The 16,077-nt window shown below is 62.1% G+C and carries 14 protein-coding genes; 7 read left to right on the forward strand and 7 right to left on the reverse strand.

From position 1 onward, the window contains the following. The 3 genes from RF641_RS06965 to RF641_RS06975 all read left to right on the forward strand — a co-directional run. A partial coding sequence (locus tag RF641_RS06965; protein WP_424572842.1) for a hypothetical protein occupies window positions 1–1,473 on the forward strand: 1,473 nt, incomplete at its 5' end. Window positions 1,474–1,627: 154 nt separating this feature from the next. Then, a complete protein-coding gene (locus RF641_RS06970; RefSeq protein WP_424572843.1) occupies window positions 1,628–2,347 on the forward strand; it encodes a DUF5819 family protein in 720 nt (239 codons plus the stop codon). Beyond that, a complete protein-coding gene (locus tag RF641_RS06975; RefSeq protein ID WP_424572844.1) occupies window positions 2,338–3,417 on the forward strand; it encodes an HTTM domain-containing protein in 1,080 nt (359 codons plus the stop codon). Before RF641_RS06970 ends, RF641_RS06975 begins: the two co-directional genes overlap by 10 nt. 90 nt (window positions 3,418–3,507) lie before the next feature. Here the strand turns inward: RF641_RS06975 and RF641_RS06980 are convergent, their stop codons facing one another. The 3 genes from RF641_RS06980 to RF641_RS06990 form a co-directional block, all read right to left on the reverse strand. Continuing rightward, the gene (locus RF641_RS06980) at window positions 3,508–4,890 is read right to left on the reverse strand and encodes an NAD-dependent succinate-semialdehyde dehydrogenase (protein WP_113608153.1); all 1,383 of its coding nucleotides are present in this window, start codon (window positions 4,888–4,890) and stop codon (window positions 3,508–3,510) included. Between the two features lie 271 nt (window positions 4,891–5,161). Next, entirely contained in the window at window positions 5,162–6,223 is a 1,062-nt protein-coding gene (gene mgrA / locus RF641_RS06985; protein WP_113608154.1) for an L-glyceraldehyde 3-phosphate reductase, read from the reverse strand. A 515-nt stretch (window positions 6,224–6,738) separates the two neighbouring features. Further along, window positions 6,739–6,861, reverse strand: coding sequence for a hypothetical protein (locus RF641_RS06990; RefSeq protein ID WP_272926234.1), 123 nt, complete (start codon window positions 6,859–6,861; stop codon window positions 6,739–6,741). A 153-nt stretch (window positions 6,862–7,014) separates the two neighbouring features. Between RF641_RS06990 and RF641_RS06995 the strand changes: the two genes are divergently transcribed. Both RF641_RS06995 and hrpB read left to right on the forward strand, forming a co-directional pair. After that, window positions 7,015–7,800 carry an alpha/beta fold hydrolase gene (locus RF641_RS06995; RefSeq protein WP_424572845.1) on the forward strand — a complete coding sequence of 262 codons (786 nt, stop codon included), beginning with the start codon at window positions 7,015–7,017 and terminating at the stop codon, window positions 7,798–7,800. Then, window positions 7,797–10,370 (forward strand): ATP-dependent helicase HrpB, encoded by a 2,574-nt coding sequence (gene hrpB / locus RF641_RS07000; protein WP_424572846.1) that lies wholly within the window; start codon window positions 7,797–7,799, stop codon window positions 10,368–10,370. Before RF641_RS06995 ends, hrpB begins: the two co-directional genes overlap by 4 nt. 59 nt (window positions 10,371–10,429) lie before the next feature. Here the strand turns inward: hrpB and RF641_RS07005 are convergent, their stop codons facing one another. Then, a complete protein-coding gene (locus RF641_RS07005; protein ID WP_053798692.1) occupies window positions 10,430–11,662 on the reverse strand; it encodes an acyl-CoA dehydrogenase family protein in 1,233 nt (410 codons plus the stop codon). A 112-nt stretch (window positions 11,663–11,774) separates the two neighbouring features. Next, window positions 11,775–12,464 carry a TetR family transcriptional regulator gene (locus RF641_RS07010; protein WP_424572847.1) on the reverse strand — a complete coding sequence of 230 codons (690 nt, stop codon included), beginning with the start codon at window positions 12,462–12,464 and terminating at the stop codon, window positions 11,775–11,777. Between the two features lie 153 nt (window positions 12,465–12,617). On the opposite strand from RF641_RS07010, the gene RF641_RS07015 reads away from it, so the two are divergent. After that, a complete protein-coding gene (locus RF641_RS07015) occupies window positions 12,618–13,052 on the forward strand; it encodes a hypothetical protein (RefSeq protein ID WP_113608156.1) in 435 nt (144 codons plus the stop codon). A 101-nt stretch (window positions 13,053–13,153) separates the two neighbouring features. Further along, on the forward strand, window positions 13,154–13,393 hold the full coding sequence (locus RF641_RS07020; protein WP_053798690.1) for a hypothetical protein: 240 nt from the start codon (window positions 13,154–13,156) through the stop codon (window positions 13,391–13,393). A 131-nt stretch (window positions 13,394–13,524) separates the two neighbouring features. Here RF641_RS07020 and RF641_RS07025 read toward each other — a convergent pair whose 3' ends face one another. After that, window positions 13,525–14,988 (reverse strand): MFS transporter, encoded by a 1,464-nt coding sequence (locus RF641_RS07025; RefSeq protein WP_113608157.1) that lies wholly within the window; start codon window positions 14,986–14,988, stop codon window positions 13,525–13,527. Window positions 14,989–15,049: 61 nt separating this feature from the next. Beyond that, a complete protein-coding gene (locus RF641_RS07030) occupies window positions 15,050–16,048 on the reverse strand; it encodes a PhzF family phenazine biosynthesis protein (RefSeq protein WP_424572848.1) in 999 nt (332 codons plus the stop codon). Between the last annotated feature and the right edge of the window lie 29 nt (window positions 16,049–16,077).

The raw sequence follows: 16,077 nt of genomic DNA on the forward strand, positions 1-16,077 counted from the left end.
ACGGATGTGAACACTGCGGATAACGCGGCTGCGAACACCGATGCGAACACGGATGTGAACACTGCGGATAACGCGGCTGCGAACACCGATGCGAACACGGATGTGAACACTGCGGATAACGCGGCTGAGAACACCGATGCGAACACGGATGTGAACACTGCGGATAACGCGGCTGCGAACACCGATGCGAACACGGATGTGAACACTGCGGATAACGCGGCTGAGAACACCGATGCGAACACGGATGTGAACACTGCGGATAACGCGGCTGCGAACACCGATGCGAACACGGATGTGAACACTGCGGATAACGCGGCTGAGAACACCGATGCGAACACCGCAGACAACACCGCGGATAATACGGAGCATCCGACACTTACTGTGCTGCCAAACAGTGTCGAAGCAGGGGATGACGTGACCTTCATCGGTGACAAATTCGCTCCGGATGCCCCAGTGGAACTCAAGGTAAAGAATGTCAATGGTGAGGGCGATCCTGTCCTGGACCTCAGGCTCTCAGCTGATGGCAAGGGACACTTCAAGCACAACTTCAGCACCGAAGGACTGCCAGAAGGAATCTACATCATTGAAGTCACCGATCCTGAAACTGGCAAAACCTACAACGAATACTTCGAAGTCAAGCTGTCGGATGAAGCACCACTTGATGTCGCCGTAGACATTACACCGAACCGCTTGATCAAGGGCGAGTCGGGCGAAGTGACGGCCAAGGGCTTTACGCCTGGCGGAAGTGTGAGCATCCAGCAGAGTGCTCTTGGTGCAACCGAAACCTCAATGACTAAGGCCATGGCCGCAGCACTGCCACCAGAAATAACTGCCGATGATGCTGGCGATATCTCCTTCATGGTGGATACCGCTGATATCGAGTTAGGCAATTACATCTTGATTCTTACGGACGTGGAAACTGGCTCGTATGCTTTCACCACGTTCAGCGTCGTGGAAGCCGAGAGCGGCGCTGACAACACTGCGGATAACGCGGTTGAGAACGCCGATGTGAATACTGCGGATAACGCGGTTGAGAACACCGATGCGAACACCGACGCGAACACGGACGTGAATACTGCGGATAACGCGGCTGCGAACACCGATGCGAACACCGATGCGAACACGGACGTGAATACTGCGGATAACGCGGTTGAGAACACCGATGTGAATACTGCGGATAACGCGGTTGAGAACACGGATGTGAATACTGCGGATAACGCGGCTGCGAACACCGATGCGAACACGGACGTGAATACTGCGGATAACGCGGTTGAGAACACCGATGTGAACACTGCGGATAACGCGGGTGAGAATGCTTCCGAGAACGGAAATGGTTCTAAGGATAACGACGCTAAGGGCGACCAACTTGCGAACACTGGTTCCAACGGGGCACTTGTCCTTGGAGCAGGAGCTCTCTTGCTGGTTCTCCTAGGGGTTGCAGCTCGCCTATTGGCCCGCAAGCGAAAGGCATAGGGCATTAGGAATTAGTCAGTAAGAGGAAGGGGCATCTTCGGATGCCCCTTCCGCTTCGCAGTTTACTCCTCGAGTGTTCACGACTTTTGTGTGAATGTTTGTAACAAAGAAGGGCCCCATGCGGCAAAGAAAAAATAAACCGAAGATCCTATCTATGGCTGTGCTGCTGATTGCTGGATTGTTGGCGATGGCACACATCGGTGCAACACTCGCGTTTACGGGCCCCTCGACTCCTATTAAGAGTTCGCTGCAACCCGAGCTCAACAAGTACTTTCTGGGTCCACTCGATCAAGGATGGAGCTTGTTCGCTCCAGGGCCATACTCCCAAGACGAATACTTCACCATGCGAGCTTGCGTGTCGGATGGGAAAACCTGTGCGGCAGGCGCAAAGAACGGTGCTGAATTCACCGAGTGGAGGGATGCCACTGCTGAAGAAATGGTGTCCCGAGCAGGGAACGTGTTTTCGAATAGAGAAGCCAAGCAATCAAAAGCAATCCACGGACGATTGTGGGGTGCAGTTTCCGATCTCAGCTCTGAAGCGAAGAAAGAAATCGAGAAACCCTTTGTACTCGGTGTCCCCGTATTCGGAACGGACCTAGATTCTGGCGAAGCGGCCCAGAAATATTCGGCATCTGAGCGGACTAGCCTCCGTGCATACAAACGCATGGAAGACACCGCTGTTGGGTTCGCGACGCTCTATGCGCAAGAGCAATGGGGCGGAGCCTCGATGGTCGAAATTAAATTGCGGCGCGAGTCCGTGACACCTTTTAACCTGCGCCACGAGGAAGGGCATAAAAACAAGGTCTCAGAGGTGTACATCGGTTGGCGCGATGCGAAAGAATTCGACGAGCAGACTCTGGCGGTATGGAAATGAATAATACACCGAATCAGTATCCATCAGTTCTTACATGGATCAAGAGCCATCGAGGACTACCAACCGATGGCTTGAAGTGGATTTATGATTGGTTCTCGGTCGATCGGAAAGCCTCGTATGGGCTGGCCGTAATGCGAATGGTTTCTGGTGCCTTGATTCTCGGTTGGCTATTGGTAAATGCGCCGGTCGCTGCCAAGATCTGGGGTCCCGGATCAGCCTATATGGAACCATACCGTTCAGTGCTGGGTTACCCATGGCCCTTGGACATTCTTCGAGATGCAAGCATGGGGCTGTTCGTAACCTGGTATGTTGCAGCGATCCTGCTGGCTGTGGCGTTCATGATTGGCTGGAAGACTCGGTTTGTCACGCCGTTGCTCTTTGTCTTCTATACCGCCATCAATGCTCAAAACACGCCCATTTCAGATGGCGGGAACTACTTTATCCGAATCATGCTCATTTATCTGATCTTCGCGGACTTATCTAAGCGTTGGTCACTCGATTCATGGCTTACGAATCGAAAGGCAAAAAAGAAGCGTGAGCGTGAATTCGCGACGATTCTCCATAACTTGTCGCTGTGTCTTGTGGTTGCCCAGTTATGCATTGTGTACTTCGAAGCCGGGATGTACAAGGTTCAGGGTGCGCTATGGCAAGAAGGCACGGCTATGTACTATCCGATCAGCTCGGAAGCCTACGGCGTATTTCCGTGGCTAAGCTCGCTGATCACGTGGAATGCATGGGTCGTAGTGCTGATTACCTACATGACCGTTATCATCCAGATTGCTTTTCCCTTCATGCTTTTTAACAAGCTCAGTCGGCGTATCGCACTAGTGCTGGTCTTGGGGATGCACCTCGGTATTGCGGTCGTCATGGGACTGCCGTTCTTCTCCGGAATCATGGCGTCCGCCGACGCAGTATTGGTATCCAGCACTTCATGGCTTACCGTGCAGGCTTGGCTGGCAGGCTGCTGGAGAAAGGTATTCGGGGGTCGACGCCCTATGCCGGAACAAATTCAAACCGGAGAAACAAAGCAGGATGAATTAGAAACAGCGAAGATACCTGTTTCAGCTTGAATGACCGAATAGGCAGAAGGTGCGCTCCTCGTCAGGAGCGCACCTTCTATTTAGTGGCCGTTAGGCGAATATCAGCCTATGTAGAACGGGCTACTCGCCTACGTAGAACAGACGCTTGTTGACGAACTCTTCCATGCCCAGCGGGCCAAGCTCGCGGCCGAAGCCCGACCGCTTGACTCCGCCGAATGGCATTTCAGCGCCTTCTGCGCTGGCGGCATTGACGTTGGACATGCCGACTTGAAGCTTCTGGGCAACCTTTGCGGCGCGGGCTTCGTCGGTGGAGTGCACCGATCCGCCCAGGCCGTAGATGGTGTCGTTGGCCAGCTCTGCAGCTTCCTCGTCGCTGGTGACCTTGTAGACCACTGCGACCGGGCCGAACAGCTCCTCGTAGTAGGCGCGCATTTCCTTGGTGACACCAGTGAGCACGGCAGGGGAGTAGTACGCCGAAGGACCGTCATGCAGCACACCGCCGGCATGCAGGGTTGCGCCCTTGGAAACTGCGTCCTGAACCTGTGCGTGCAGGTCTTCTGCGGCCTTGCGCGAGGACATCGGCGCGAACGAGCCGTCCTCTTCCTTCATCGGGTCACCGGGCTTCAGGCCCTCGGCATGCTTGGTCAGCTCGGAGACGAACTCGTCGTAGATGTCATCCATGACGATCATGCGCTTGTTCGAATTGCATGCCTGGCCGGTGTTGTCGATGCGGAAGCTCCATGCGGCTTCGGCGATCCCGGACACGTCATCCGAATCCAGAACCACGAATGGATCCGAACCACCGAGCTCCAGCACTGCCTTCTTCAGGTTGCGGCCTGCCTGCTCGCCGATGATGGCGCCTGCGCGCTCCGAACCGGTCAGGGAAACACCCTGGATACGGCTGTCGGCGATGATGGTGGAGATCTGGTCGTGGGTGGCGAACACGTTGTTGTACACGCCTGCCGGAACGCCTGCTTCATCCATGATTTCCTGGATGGCCAGAGCTGAACGTGGGCAGGACTCTGCGTGCTTCAGCAGAATGGTGTTGCCCAGCATCAGGTTCGGAGCGGCGAAGCGTGCGACCTGGTACAGCGGGAAGTTCCATGGCATGATGCCCAGCAGCGGGCCTACGGGCAGCTTCTGGACGATGGCCTTGCCGCCGGAGAAGGACTTGATCTCCTGGTCCGCCGCGAGGGTCGGGCCCTCGGAAGCGAAGTATTCGAAGATCTCCTGGCAGAACTGGGCCTCGCCCACTGCCTCGGACAGTGGCTTGCCCATCTCGGTGGTCATGATCTTGCCCAGTTCCTCCGCGCGCTCGGCGAAGAGCGCACCGACCTTGGAAACGATCTTGGCGCGCTCGTTGATGTCAACGTCCTGCCAGGACTCGTATGCGGACTGCGCGGAGGCTAGTGCCTGCTCGATCTGCTCATCGGTGGCAACGTCGAATTCCTCGACTACCTCGCCGGTCGCCGGGTTCAAGACCTTGTAGGTTGGGGCGCTCATCGATGCTCCTGTCTTTGTGCATGTTGGTCGGTTTTACGCGAACGTAGCTGGTTGTTATTGAACTATAACCAATAAATGAATGTAATTCACTTCATATCGCGTCCACTCTGAGCTTATCCATACAATGCAGAATCTGCCAGCATGGAATCGCTGCGCTAAACGAACTTTCACTAGGAAGTGTTGGAGAGACAGAAAATGCCGCACTGCCTGGAAAATTCTCCAGACCAGTGCGACACTTTCAGATCACCATGCGGGTTCGCGCAGTCCTCATTTAGCCGATGGCGGAGCTGCGCCACCAGTCGATGCCTGCATCGCCCTGCGCGATCTGCGCGATTTCGTCCAGCTCGGCCTGCGTGAAATCGACGTTCTTCAATGCGCCGAGGTTCTCGTCCAGCTGCTTGGTGGAGGAAGCTCCGATCAGCACCGAGGTCGCGGCTCCGTCGCGCAGCAGCCAGGCGATGGCCATCTGGGCCAGCGACTGGCCGCGGCGCTGCGCCACGTCGTTCAGGCGGCGGATCTTGGTCAGGTTCTCATCGGTCAGCTGCTCGGTCAGCGCCCGGCGGCCGCCTTGGCGCTCGACGTCGGTCGTGGTCAGGTACTTGTCGGTCAGCAGCCCCTGCGCCAGCGGGGTGAAGGCGATGGCTCCCATGTTCTCTTCTGCCAGCGTTTGCAGCAGACCGTGCTCCACCCATGGGTTCAGGATGTTGTAGGACGGCTGGTGGATCACTAGCGGGGTCCCCAGATCCTTCGCGATCGCCTTGGCCTGGGCCGTGCGCTCGGCCGAGTAGGACGAAATGCCGACGTACAGCGCTTTGCCGGAACGTACCAGCGTATCCAGCGCCCCGATGGTTTCCTCAAGTGGCGTCTTCGGATCGAAGCGGTGGGAATAGAAGATATCCACGTAGTCCAGACCCAGTTTCTCCAGCGAGGCGTCGCAGGAGGCGATCAGGTACTTGCGTGATCCCAGGGTTCCGAAGGGGCCGGCCCACATGTCCCAACCGGCCTTGGAAGAGATGACCAGTTCGTTGCGGTAAGGCTTGAAGTCCTTGCGCAGCATGCGTCCGAAGTTCTCCTCGGCAGCCCCCGCCGGCGGACCGTAGTTATTGGCCAGGTCGAAGTGCGTGATTCCGTGGTCGAACGCATGACGCAGGATCTCGCGCTGCGAATCAAAAGTCCGGTTGTCGCCGAAGTTCCACCACAGACCGAGGGAGAGGGGTGGGAGCATGAGGCCCGAATCGCCGACGCGGCGGTATCCGAAGTGCTCGTAGCGGTCAGCCGCGGCCACATAGGGGCGGTGGGTGTCGTTCACGGGGTTGACGATCTCGTATTCCATGAAAAACCTTTCTGCCGGCTGAAGCCGATCAGTGCGATGGAGAAATCTCTCTGCTCCACCATATGTCAGATTTTTGAGACATTTCTGGGTGGAAACCGAATCGCTCGGAAGGAATGTGGAGATGAGCGGACCCACCGCCTGCGCGTGGCATGCGATGGGCCCTGCGATACGAAAGCTTGGGGGTGCTTCCGTATCCCGCAACTGCATGGTTTATGGGGGTACCATGCAGCCACGGCCGGCTTAGCCGGTTCTTGAAGTCTATCTTTGTGCAGATCAGCTAGGGCTTTATGACAACCAAGAGTGGCTGGTGGACCGATGATTCTAACCAGTTGGCTATTGGTTCGGGGCTGGTTGCCGGATTAAATGAAGAACCGATCTGTCAGGCCAAGGAGGTAACGCCTGCGCAGATCGGTTCTTCCAGATCACTCGCACCTTGAGAAGGTAGTACCAAGACTAGGAGCGAAGGCTTGAGATAACCTGAGAGTCGCGTGTGCGACAGCTTGAACGATTGGTGCCTAGTAATTCGAGGGTGGGTCGGAGGCCGGGAATGACTCGTCTTCCCATTCCTCGACCAGCTGCTCGTCATGCTCGTCGTGCAGCTTCTTCTCGAGATCCTCTCCATTGGGTTGCTCGCTCATGTCATTCCCCTTTCATAGCTCTCAACGCGTGGCCGGCAAATGGCCAAGCCACTGTAACCTCAGTGTTCTCCTTCTAGCCCAGGTTGTCGAGGGCTGGGAAGGACAGGCGATTTCCTTCAGAGGAAAGGAAGGGATTTAATCGAGGGTATGCCGATGATCAAGAACCCCGCTGACGGTGCAGAAATCTTCTTCGACGACGATGCTTCCGATGGCGAGCCGATCCTGTACCTGCACGGTTCCGCCCTTTCGCGATCCATCTGGCGCGGTCTGGGCTACACCAAGACCTTGGGCGCGGGTCATCGCAACATCCGGATGGACCTGCGCGGCCACGGCCGCTCCTCCAAGTCCCACGACGTCGCCGACTACACGATGGAAAAGGTTATGGGGGACATCCATGCGCTCCTGGACCATCTCGGCCTGGAATCCGTCCACGTGGTCGGGTACTCGTTCGGCGCGCGCACCGGGCTGCATCTGGCGATGACCTCTCCGGCCTCGGTGCTGTCGTTGATCATGCTCGGCGGCACCTTCGAAATCACCCCGGGCGAAATCGGCAAGCTCTTTTTCCCCGGCTACCTCCAGGTGCTGCGCGACGGGGACATTGAAGGCTTCGTCACCGGCCAGGAAACGCGCGGACGCCTGGATCCCGCCACCCGGATGGCGTTCAAGTCCAACGACCCGCTGGCCCTGGCCGCCTACTACGAGGCGGCGGAAACGGTCCAGAACGTCGAGCTGGCCGAGCTGGCCCAGATCCGCGTCCCGACGCTGCTGCTGATCGGCACCCGCGACCAGCCGCGCTTCGACCAGAACAAGATCATGGCCCACACGTTGCCTAACGCGCGCATGGTCGCGCTGCCCGGGCGCACCCACGGCAGCACGCTGTTCCCCATCGAACCGGTGGTCCAGGCCATCGAGTCCTTCTGGAACGGTCGCCGGCGATGAGTACCGCGCTGTTCGACCTCGACGCGGTCTCCCGCGGCCTGGCCTTCGGGCCGAGCCGCCACGAGCTGTTCAACAGCGTCAAGGCCGACCCGGCCCAGCCGCTGGTGATCCAGGCACCGCCGGGATCCGGCAAAACGACCATCGTGCCGCCCACCGTGGCCAATGCGCTGGCAGGCCGCGGGCTTGATGGACGGGTCGTCGTCACCCAGCCGCGCCGCGTGGCAGCACGCGCCGCGGCCCGGCGCCTGGCGCAGCTCGACGGCTCCAAGCTCGGGGACCGGGTGGGCTTCTCCGTGCGCGGCGAACGCATGCTCAGCGACCGCACCAAGGTCGAATTCGCCACCGCGGGCCTGATGCTGCGCCGCTTGCTGGCGGACCCGGACCTGGATGGCGTCAGCGCGCTGATCATCGACGAGGTCCACGAGCGCTCCATTGACACAGACCTGCTGCTGGCCATGGCCAACCAGGTCTCCGAACTGCGCGACGACCTGAGCTTGGTGGTCATGAGCGCCACCCTGCACGCGCAGGAGCTCTCCCAGCTGCTCGCCCGGGACGCCCCGGCGCCGGTGCTCAGCGCCCAGAGCGCCCAGTTCCCGGTCCAGGAACTGTTCGATAGCTTCTCCGGCCAGCGCAATACCGAGCGCGGGCTCTCCCACGACTACCTGAGGCATGTGGCCCGCAGCGCGCTCAAGCATTCCGAGCTGGCCAACCGCGTTGCCGGGCAGCCGGTGGACACCTTGGTGTTCCTGCCCGGCGCCGGGGAGGTGCAGCGGGTCTGCTCGTACCTCGAAGCCTCCGGCGCGCGCAGCTTCGCGCTGCACTCGCAGATCTCCTCCCGCGAGCAGGACTTGATCCTCGGCGTCCCCGACGCTGCGGAACCGGCGCGCATCATCGTGTCCACCTCCATCGCCGAATCCTCGGTGACCGTGCCGCGGGTGCGCCTGGTGGTGGATGCAGGCTACTCCCGGGAACCGCGCCGTGACGAAGGCCGCGGTTTCAGCGGCCTGGTCACCGTGGTGTCAAGCCGTGCCGCCGCCACCCAACGGGCCGGCCGCGCCGGACGCCTGGGACCCGGCACGGTGGTGCGCACCCTGGATGCGAAGTCCTTCGCCGCGGCCCCGGCGCACTCGACCCCCGAGATCCGCACCGCGGACCTGGTGGACGCCGGGCTGACCCTGGCCGCCTGGGGCGCTCCACGCGGGGAAGGGCTGTCCATGTGGGAACAGCCTCCGGCCGCGACCATGCGCGCCGACGAGCAGGTGCTCCACGCGCTGGACGCCGTGGACGAATCCGGCCGGATCACCGCGCTGGGCGAACGCATGTCCAAGATCCCCACCGATCCCCGTACCGCCAGGGCGCTGCTGGAAGGCACCGCGCGCTTCGGCGCGAAGGCCGCCGCAGAGGTGGTCGCGATGCTGGCGGGGTCCGAACGGGTGGCCAGCGCCGACCTCGGCGAGCTGCTCGCGGCGCTGCGGCGCACCTCCCACCCCGGGCACCGCAGTTGGGCCCGGGAGGCCAAGCGGCTGGCCGCGCTGGCCCCGGCAGGGAAAGACGGCAACGCGGCCCGGCCGCAGGCGGCGGCGGACGCCGTGGCTGGGATCTGCGCACTGGCCTATCCGCAGTGGATCGCGCGCCGCATGGGGCCGGCCGAATACCTGCTGGCCTCCGGCACCAGGGCCTCGCTGCCGCGCGGCAGCCATCTGGAGCATTTCGAATACCTGGCGGTGGCCGAGGTCTCCCGCACCGGCGGGGGAGCGATGATCCGCAAGGCCGCGGGCATCGACTTCGATACGGCCTGCGAGCTGCTGCCGCAAATGCACCGGATCCGCGACACCGCGCAGCTGCTCGACGGCAGGATCAGCGCCCGCAGGATCGAGTCCTTCGGCGAGATCGAACTGTCTTCCAAGCCGATCAAGGTGACCGGGGAGCTGGGGCTGCAGGCGGCGCAGGCAGCGCTCGCCGAACAGGGCCTGGCGGTGTTCGGGACGCAAGAAGGTTTCGAGGCGCTGCGCCGGCGGATGGCGGTGGCGCACCGGCTGCTGGGCGAGCCCTTCGCCCCGATGGACGAGGCCTCGCTGATCGCCCGCGCCGAGGACTGGCTGGCCCCGGCGCTGCGCCAGCTGGCCGCCGGCAAGAGCGCGGCGAAGATCGAGCTGCATTCCGCGCTGCGCACGCTGTTGCCCTGGGAGCACGCCCACGACTTCGATGAGCTGGTGCCGCAGCGCCTGCAGGTGCCCTCCGGATCGCGGATCACCGTGGCCTACCCGCCGGTGGGCGACGCCGGACCGGCGGTGGTCTCGGTGAAGCTGCAGGAATGCTTCGGGATGGAGAATTCGCCCAAGCTGGTGCGCCAGAAGCTGCCGGTGCAGTTCCACCTGCTCTCGCCCGCGGGACGGCCGCTGGCGGTCACCGACGACCTGGTCAGCTTCTTCAACGGCCCCTATGCGCAGGTCCGCTCCGAAATGCGTGGGCGCTATCCGCGCCACCCCTGGCCGGAGAACCCCTGGGAGCACGTGGCGACCGCGTCGACCAAGAACAGGCTGAAGCGCGAGGCCGGAGGCAACGCTTAAAGCGAGCCGGGCCCCGCGCGAGGTGCGCGGAGCCCGGAAACCGGTGTGCCGTAGGCGACTTAGGCGAAGGCGGAGATGCCGGTGATGTCGCGGCCCATGATCAGGGCCTGGACGGTCTCGGTGCCTTCGTAGGTGTGGATTGCCTCCACATCGGCGAAGTGGCGCGCCACGCGGTTGCTGGTCAGGATGCCGTTGCCGCCCAGCAGGTCCCGGGCGTTGGAGGCGATCGATCGCGCGGTGCGGGTCGCGGTGTATTTGGCCAGCGAAGCCTGCGGGCCGGTCAGCTCGCCGGATGCTTCGCGCTTGGTGGCCTGCATGACCAGCAGCTGGATGGTGGCCAGCTCGGACTGCATGCGCGCCAGGCGCTCCTGCACGATCTGGCTGGCGGCCAGCGGGCGGCCGAACTGGATGCGCTGCTTGGCGTAGTTCACCGCGCTTTCGTAGCAGGCCGTGGCGTGCCCCACGGCGGCCCAGGCGACACCCAGGCGGGTCGCGAACAGCACGCGCGAGGTGTCCTTGAAGCTCTTGGCCTCGGGCAGCACGTCCTCGTCGGGGACGAAGACCTCGTCCATGCGGATGTGCGCCTGCCAGATGGCGCGCAGAGAGAGCTTGTTCTCGATGTTGGCGGCCTGGTATCCCTCGGCCTCCTGGTGGACAATGAAGCCGCGGACCTTGCCCTCCTCGTCGCGGGCCCACACGATGGACACCCCGCCGATGGAGCCGTTGCCGATCCACTTCTTTTCGCCGCTCAGGGCGTAGCCGCCCTCGACCTTGCGCGCTGCGGTCTCCAGCGACACCGAGTCCGAACCATGGGTCGGCTCGGTCAGCGCGAAGGCGCCGGGCAGCTCGCCGGCGAGCATCGGCATGCCGTACTTGGCGATCTGCTCCGGGCTGCCGCAGTAGATGACCGAACGCAGGGCCAGGCCGCCCTGCACGCCGATGATCGTGGCCACCGAGCCGTCGCCGCGGGCCATCTCCATATTGATCAGGCCAGCGGCCAGCGGGCTCATCTCCTGGCGGCCCTCGATCGCCAGGCCGTCGCGCAGCAGATCGGCGTCGCCCAGCTTCTTGACCAGGTGCAGCGGGTAGTCGGCCTTGTCCCAGTACTCGTGGATGTCGTCCTTGACCTCGTCGAGCACGAACTTGCGGGCCTTGGCGCGCCAGGCCGCGTCAGCCTCGGACAGCTCGGAGAAGATGCCGGTGGGATCGATGTTGACCCCGTCTGACCACAGGTCGTATTGCGGCTCGGTGACTCCGGAAGGGAAGGCGAAACCGGTCTGCTGCTGGGTCATGTGGGCGCTCCTTAGGGGCCTGGGAGAAAATGTTCTACCTCAAGCGTAGTGGAACGCAGTGTCATGTCAAGATACTAGGTTTCAAATGTGGTGTGTTGCGTCGGAGACGAGGTCAGTGCTGGCGTTCTCGCAGCGCCTTGGCGACGGCGTCCAGGATCGACTGCTCGTCCGCGCCGGCGGGCAGCACTGAAACCACCACGCTCGGGGCGGCGCTGGCTGGTTTGCGCAATTCGTCGTTCGGATTGAGCACGTCGGAGAAGCGTTCAAGGAAGATCAAAACGTCGTGGGCGAGCTTCGTGCGGTCGGTGCTGTGCGGCTCGCGCAGCCACATGCGCAGGTGGTCGTTGTGGATCGCCACCAGGCCGGCGCTGATCCCCAGTCCCAGGGCATGGGCGGCCGGGGTGGACACCAGATCGCGGCGGGCCAGGAACTGGTAGAACGTCCGTTCGTAGCGATGCGTGGATACCAGTTCGCGCTCGCGCAGCGAAGGCACCGAGGACAGCAGCTTGTGGCGCAATTGGGCGGCCTCCGGATTGGCCGTGTACTGGTCGAAAACCACGTGCGCGGCATCGATCAGCGTCTGCGTGGCATCCACGGAGGACGCGGCAAGGGTCGTTTCGACATGCGTGATGATCATTTCCTGATCCGCGAACACCATGTTCTCCTTGGAGCCGAAACGGCGGAAAAAGGTTGAACGCGAGATTCCCGCCGCGGTCGCCAACTCGTCGACACTCGTGGCATCGAAGCCTTGGATGATCAGCAGATTCAGGGCGGCGGAAGGCACGGCGGAGGAGGGGATCATGATTCAAAAATCTAGCATGATTCCCGCAGCGGGATTCTTGCCCTTGGCTGAAAACGACACGCAAAAGATTGTGAACACCCAAGTCGATGACTACGCTGAGCAACAAGGCAACCCGTTCGGGCGGCCAATGACGAACCTAAGGAATGAGGCCCCATGGGAATCTCGATCGCAAACGCAGCGCTACGTTTGGTCAGTGGCGCATTCATTCTCAATAGCGGCATCAACAAGCTGCGTCTGGACGAGGCCAGCGCCGCAGGCCTGCAGCAGATGGCGGCCAACGGCGTCCCGCAGCTGGGCGAAATGGAGCCGGCGGCCTTTGGCAAGATGCTCTCGATCGGAGAGATCTCGCTGGGCAGCGCGCTGCTGTTGCCCCTGATTCCTTCGCGGCTCGCCGGCCTGGGGCTGGGAGCGTTCTCCGGAGTCATCCTGGCTTCCTATCTGCGCACCCCGGGGCTCACCGAATCCGACGGCATCCGCCCGACCCAGGACGGCACGGCCCTCGCCAAGGACGTCTGGCTTGCGGGCATGGCAGTGGCGCTGATTTTCGGGCGTCGTTCGACCAAGAAGGCCAAGAACAAGAAGAAGTAATTCGCCAAAGTTCTTGGGTGCCCCGGAGCGACAGCATAAGTTGATACTTGGGCTACTAATTTTCCGTGGTCACAACCGATTCTAGTGATGAGGAGAGTTGCATGGGTTTCTTGGATGATGCGAAGAAGAAGCTGGGCGAGGCCGTCGAGAACGTGAAGGAATTTGCGGAGGACGCTGCGGAGAACGTGAAGGAGTTCGCCGAGGACGCGACGGAAAATGTCAAGGAGTTCGCCGCCGGCGCCACCGAGAACGTCAAGGAGTTCGCCGCCGACGCGCAGGAGAAGATCGGCGAGAAGGTCGAGGAATTCAAGGGCGGCAACAAGCCGAACGGCGAAGCCTGAACCTGTTTTTCGGCATTGTCCTGATCAAATTTTTTGATCAGGAATCGAGCAGAACATACTGCCCCTGGCCACGAGTACGAACTCGTGTCCAGGGGCGGTGTGCGTGAAGCGAGGTTTAGCCAGCGGGGGCGTTATCCGCGCAGCTTCCTCTCCGACGGATGCGACTTGAAGAAGAGCACCGAGAAGATCGCGGCCAGTGCCACGATGCCAGGCAGCATCAGCGCCTGGCCTAGCCCGACCGAGGTGGCTTCGAAGATCGCGGACTGGTCGGCGGGCTGATTCAGTTCACCGATCTGCGCGGTGATCCTCGAATCCATCATGAACGCGATCAGCGCCGATCCCAGCACCGAACCGATCTGCCTGGTCGTGTTGTAGATGCCGGAGCCTGCGCCCGCATCGACGGCGGTCAGGTCCCGGGTGGCGGCCAGCGAGAGCGAAGGCCAGATCATGGCCGAGCCGAAGCCCTGGATCGCGGAAGGAATCAGCAGCAGCCATAGCGGAATATCGGCGTGCATCATCAACGCGTAGGCGATGGTCCCGCCGCCCATCAGGAAGAAGCCTGGCAGGGCGAAGGTACGCGGGTTGAACTTGTTGATGTGCTTGCCGATCATCGGCGCCATGATGATGCCTACCACGGCCATGGGGGAGATCATCAGCGCGGACTCGGTCGGGGTCAGTCCGCGGACTTCCTGGAGGAAGAACACCATGGGCAGGCTGATGGTGGCGATCGCCAGGCCCATGAAGGTGATCGCGATATTCGCCAGCGAGAAGTTGCGCACCGTGAACAGGCGCAGCGGGACCAGCGGCTCGGCCTTGGTCTTGGACTGCCACCAGACGAACAGCGCCATCATCAGGATGCCGAAGATGATCAGGTGCCAGGCGCTGATCGGGCCGATGAACGGCTCCCAGTTGGTCGCGTCGCCTTCCTGGATGCCGTAGACGAGGCTGAACATGCCGATGGCGGACAGCGCCACGCCGATCCAGTCGAAGGAGTGCGCCTGCGGCTTGAGCTTGGGCACGAACTTTAACACCATGGCGATGCTGACCACGGCGATCGGGATGTTGATGAAGAAGATCCATTCCCAGCCGGCCGAGTCGACCAGCAGGCCGCCGGCGATCGGTCCGACCAGCGAGGCGATGCCGGCCACCGCGCCCCACACTCCCATGGCCGCTCCGCGGTGGGCATAGGGGAACAGGCGGGTGATCATGGTCATGGACTGCGGCGAGATCAGGGCGGCGCCCAGCCCCTGGACGGCGCGGGCCAGGATCAGTGAGGCCAGCGACGTGGACAGGCCGCTCCACAGCGAGGCGATGGTGAAGATGACCATGCCCAGCAGGTAGATGTTGCGCGGGCCGAAGCGGTCGCCCAGCCGCCCGGTGACCAGCAGCGGCACCGCAAAGGTCAGCAGGTAGGCGCTGTTGATCCACAGGATGCTGGAGATGTCGGAGTCCAGGTCCTCCATGATCGCCGGCATGGCCGTATGGACGATGGTGGTGTCGAGAAGGATCATGAAGAAGCCGATGACCAGCGCCCAGAGGGCGTTCCACGCGGCTTTCTTGTTGAATTCAGTGGGGGTGTTCGCTGTTTGTGGCACTGGTCAAGACTAGTGCGTTCGGGCGCAATGCGAAATAAATAGGAAGACTATTGAAGCTGAATCAGTCGAAGCTCACAGTTCCGCAGACCCTGGTCACCACGTCGCCGCTGACCCAGACGCCCTGGTCGTCGGCCTCGACGTGCAGGATCGCATCGCGTCCCACCCGGGTGCCCTGGCGCACCGTGTAGCGCTGCGGGGCGTAGCCGGTCTCGGTCAGCCAGACGCCGAAGGCGGCGTTCAGGCTGCCGGTGGCGGGGTCCTCGGGGACGGCTTCGCCGGGAACGAAGTTGCGGACCTCGAAATCCGCCGGCGGCTGCATCACCACGGAGCCGAACCGTTCCTCGGAGCGTTCGAGGTCCGAGGAGTCCAGCGGGAGCAGCTCCTCGCGGGCGCCTGCCAGGCGCGGCAGGACCGACTGGCGCGGTTGCCAGCTGCCGTTGGAGACGCTGGATGCGGTGTACGGGCCGATGACTCCGACTTCGAGGCCTTCCAAGGCGTCGAAATCCGGTTCGATGGCCAGCACCACGTCGGCGTCGCGCAGCACCAGGCCTGCCGGCTGGGGGCCGTTGACCAGCCAGGAATGGTCGATGACGTCCTCGGGCTGCAGGCCCAGGCCGGAGATTGCCCACTGCAGGACGTCGGGCTCCAGCGGGCCCGAACGGGTCAGCGGGGGAGCGAGGAAGGCGATGCGCTGGGAGTGCTCGGCGGTGCCTTTCCGCTCGACGCGCAGCCGGATCAAGCCGCTGCGGCACTCCTGGATCAGGGAGCCGCTGGGGCCCGGTTCGCCGCCGGATTCCAGCCAGGCGTGGGCGGCCCCGAGCGTGGGATGGCCGGCGAAGGGCAGCTCCGTCGTCGGGGTGAAAATGCGGATCGCGTAGTCAGCCTCCTCCTCGGTCGGCTCGACGAAGAACACGGTCTCGGCCATATTGACCCACTTGGCGAAACGCTGCATCTGGTCGTCGCTGAGATGGTCGGCGTCGAAGACCACGGCCAAGCCGTTGCCGTTGAATTCGGTGGCCGCAAAAACGTCAACCTGCTGATAGGCAAATGTGCTGCTCATACATAGCATCGTGGCACATTCGTCAGCAG

It is taken from the genome of Arthrobacter sp. 'calajunan' (genome assembly GCF_046940185.1).
Classification (GTDB): domain Bacteria; phylum Actinomycetota; class Actinomycetes; order Actinomycetales; family Micrococcaceae; genus Glutamicibacter; species Glutamicibacter soli.

Excerpts from the sequence above, each read along its gene's own strand:
- RF641_RS06975 (WP_424572844.1), top strand. The coding sequence starts at position 2,338 with ATGGAAATGAATAATACACCGAATCAGTATCCATCAGTTCTTACATGG.
- mgrA (WP_113608154.1), bottom strand. The coding sequence starts at position 6,223 with ATGGAATACGAGATCGTCAACCCCGTGAACGACACCCACCGCCCCTAT.
- RF641_RS06990 (WP_272926234.1), bottom strand. The coding sequence starts at position 6,861 with ATGAGCGAGCAACCCAATGGAGAGGATCTCGAGAAGAAGCTGCACGAC.
- RF641_RS07010 (WP_424572847.1), bottom strand. The coding sequence starts at position 12,464 with ATGATCCCCTCCTCCGCCGTGCCTTCCGCCGCCCTGAATCTGCTGATC.
- hrpB (WP_424572846.1), top strand. The coding sequence starts at position 7,797 with ATGAGTACCGCGCTGTTCGACCTCGACGCGGTCTCCCGCGGCCTGGCC.
- RF641_RS06995 (WP_424572845.1), top strand. The coding sequence starts at position 7,015 with ATGATCAAGAACCCCGCTGACGGTGCAGAAATCTTCTTCGACGACGAT.
- RF641_RS06980 (WP_113608153.1), bottom strand. The coding sequence starts at position 4,890 with ATGAGCGCCCCAACCTACAAGGTCTTGAACCCGGCGACCGGCGAGGTA.
- RF641_RS07030 (WP_424572848.1), bottom strand. The coding sequence starts at position 16,048 with ATGAGCAGCACATTTGCCTATCAGCAGGTTGACGTTTTTGCGGCCACC.
- RF641_RS07015 (WP_113608156.1), top strand. The coding sequence starts at position 12,618 with ATGGGAATCTCGATCGCAAACGCAGCGCTACGTTTGGTCAGTGGCGCA.
- RF641_RS06970 (WP_424572843.1), top strand. The coding sequence starts at position 1,628 with ATGGCTGTGCTGCTGATTGCTGGATTGTTGGCGATGGCACACATCGGT.
- RF641_RS07005 (WP_053798692.1), bottom strand. The coding sequence starts at position 11,662 with ATGACCCAGCAGCAGACCGGTTTCGCCTTCCCTTCCGGAGTCACCGAG.
- RF641_RS07020 (WP_053798690.1), top strand. The coding sequence starts at position 13,154 with ATGGGTTTCTTGGATGATGCGAAGAAGAAGCTGGGCGAGGCCGTCGAG.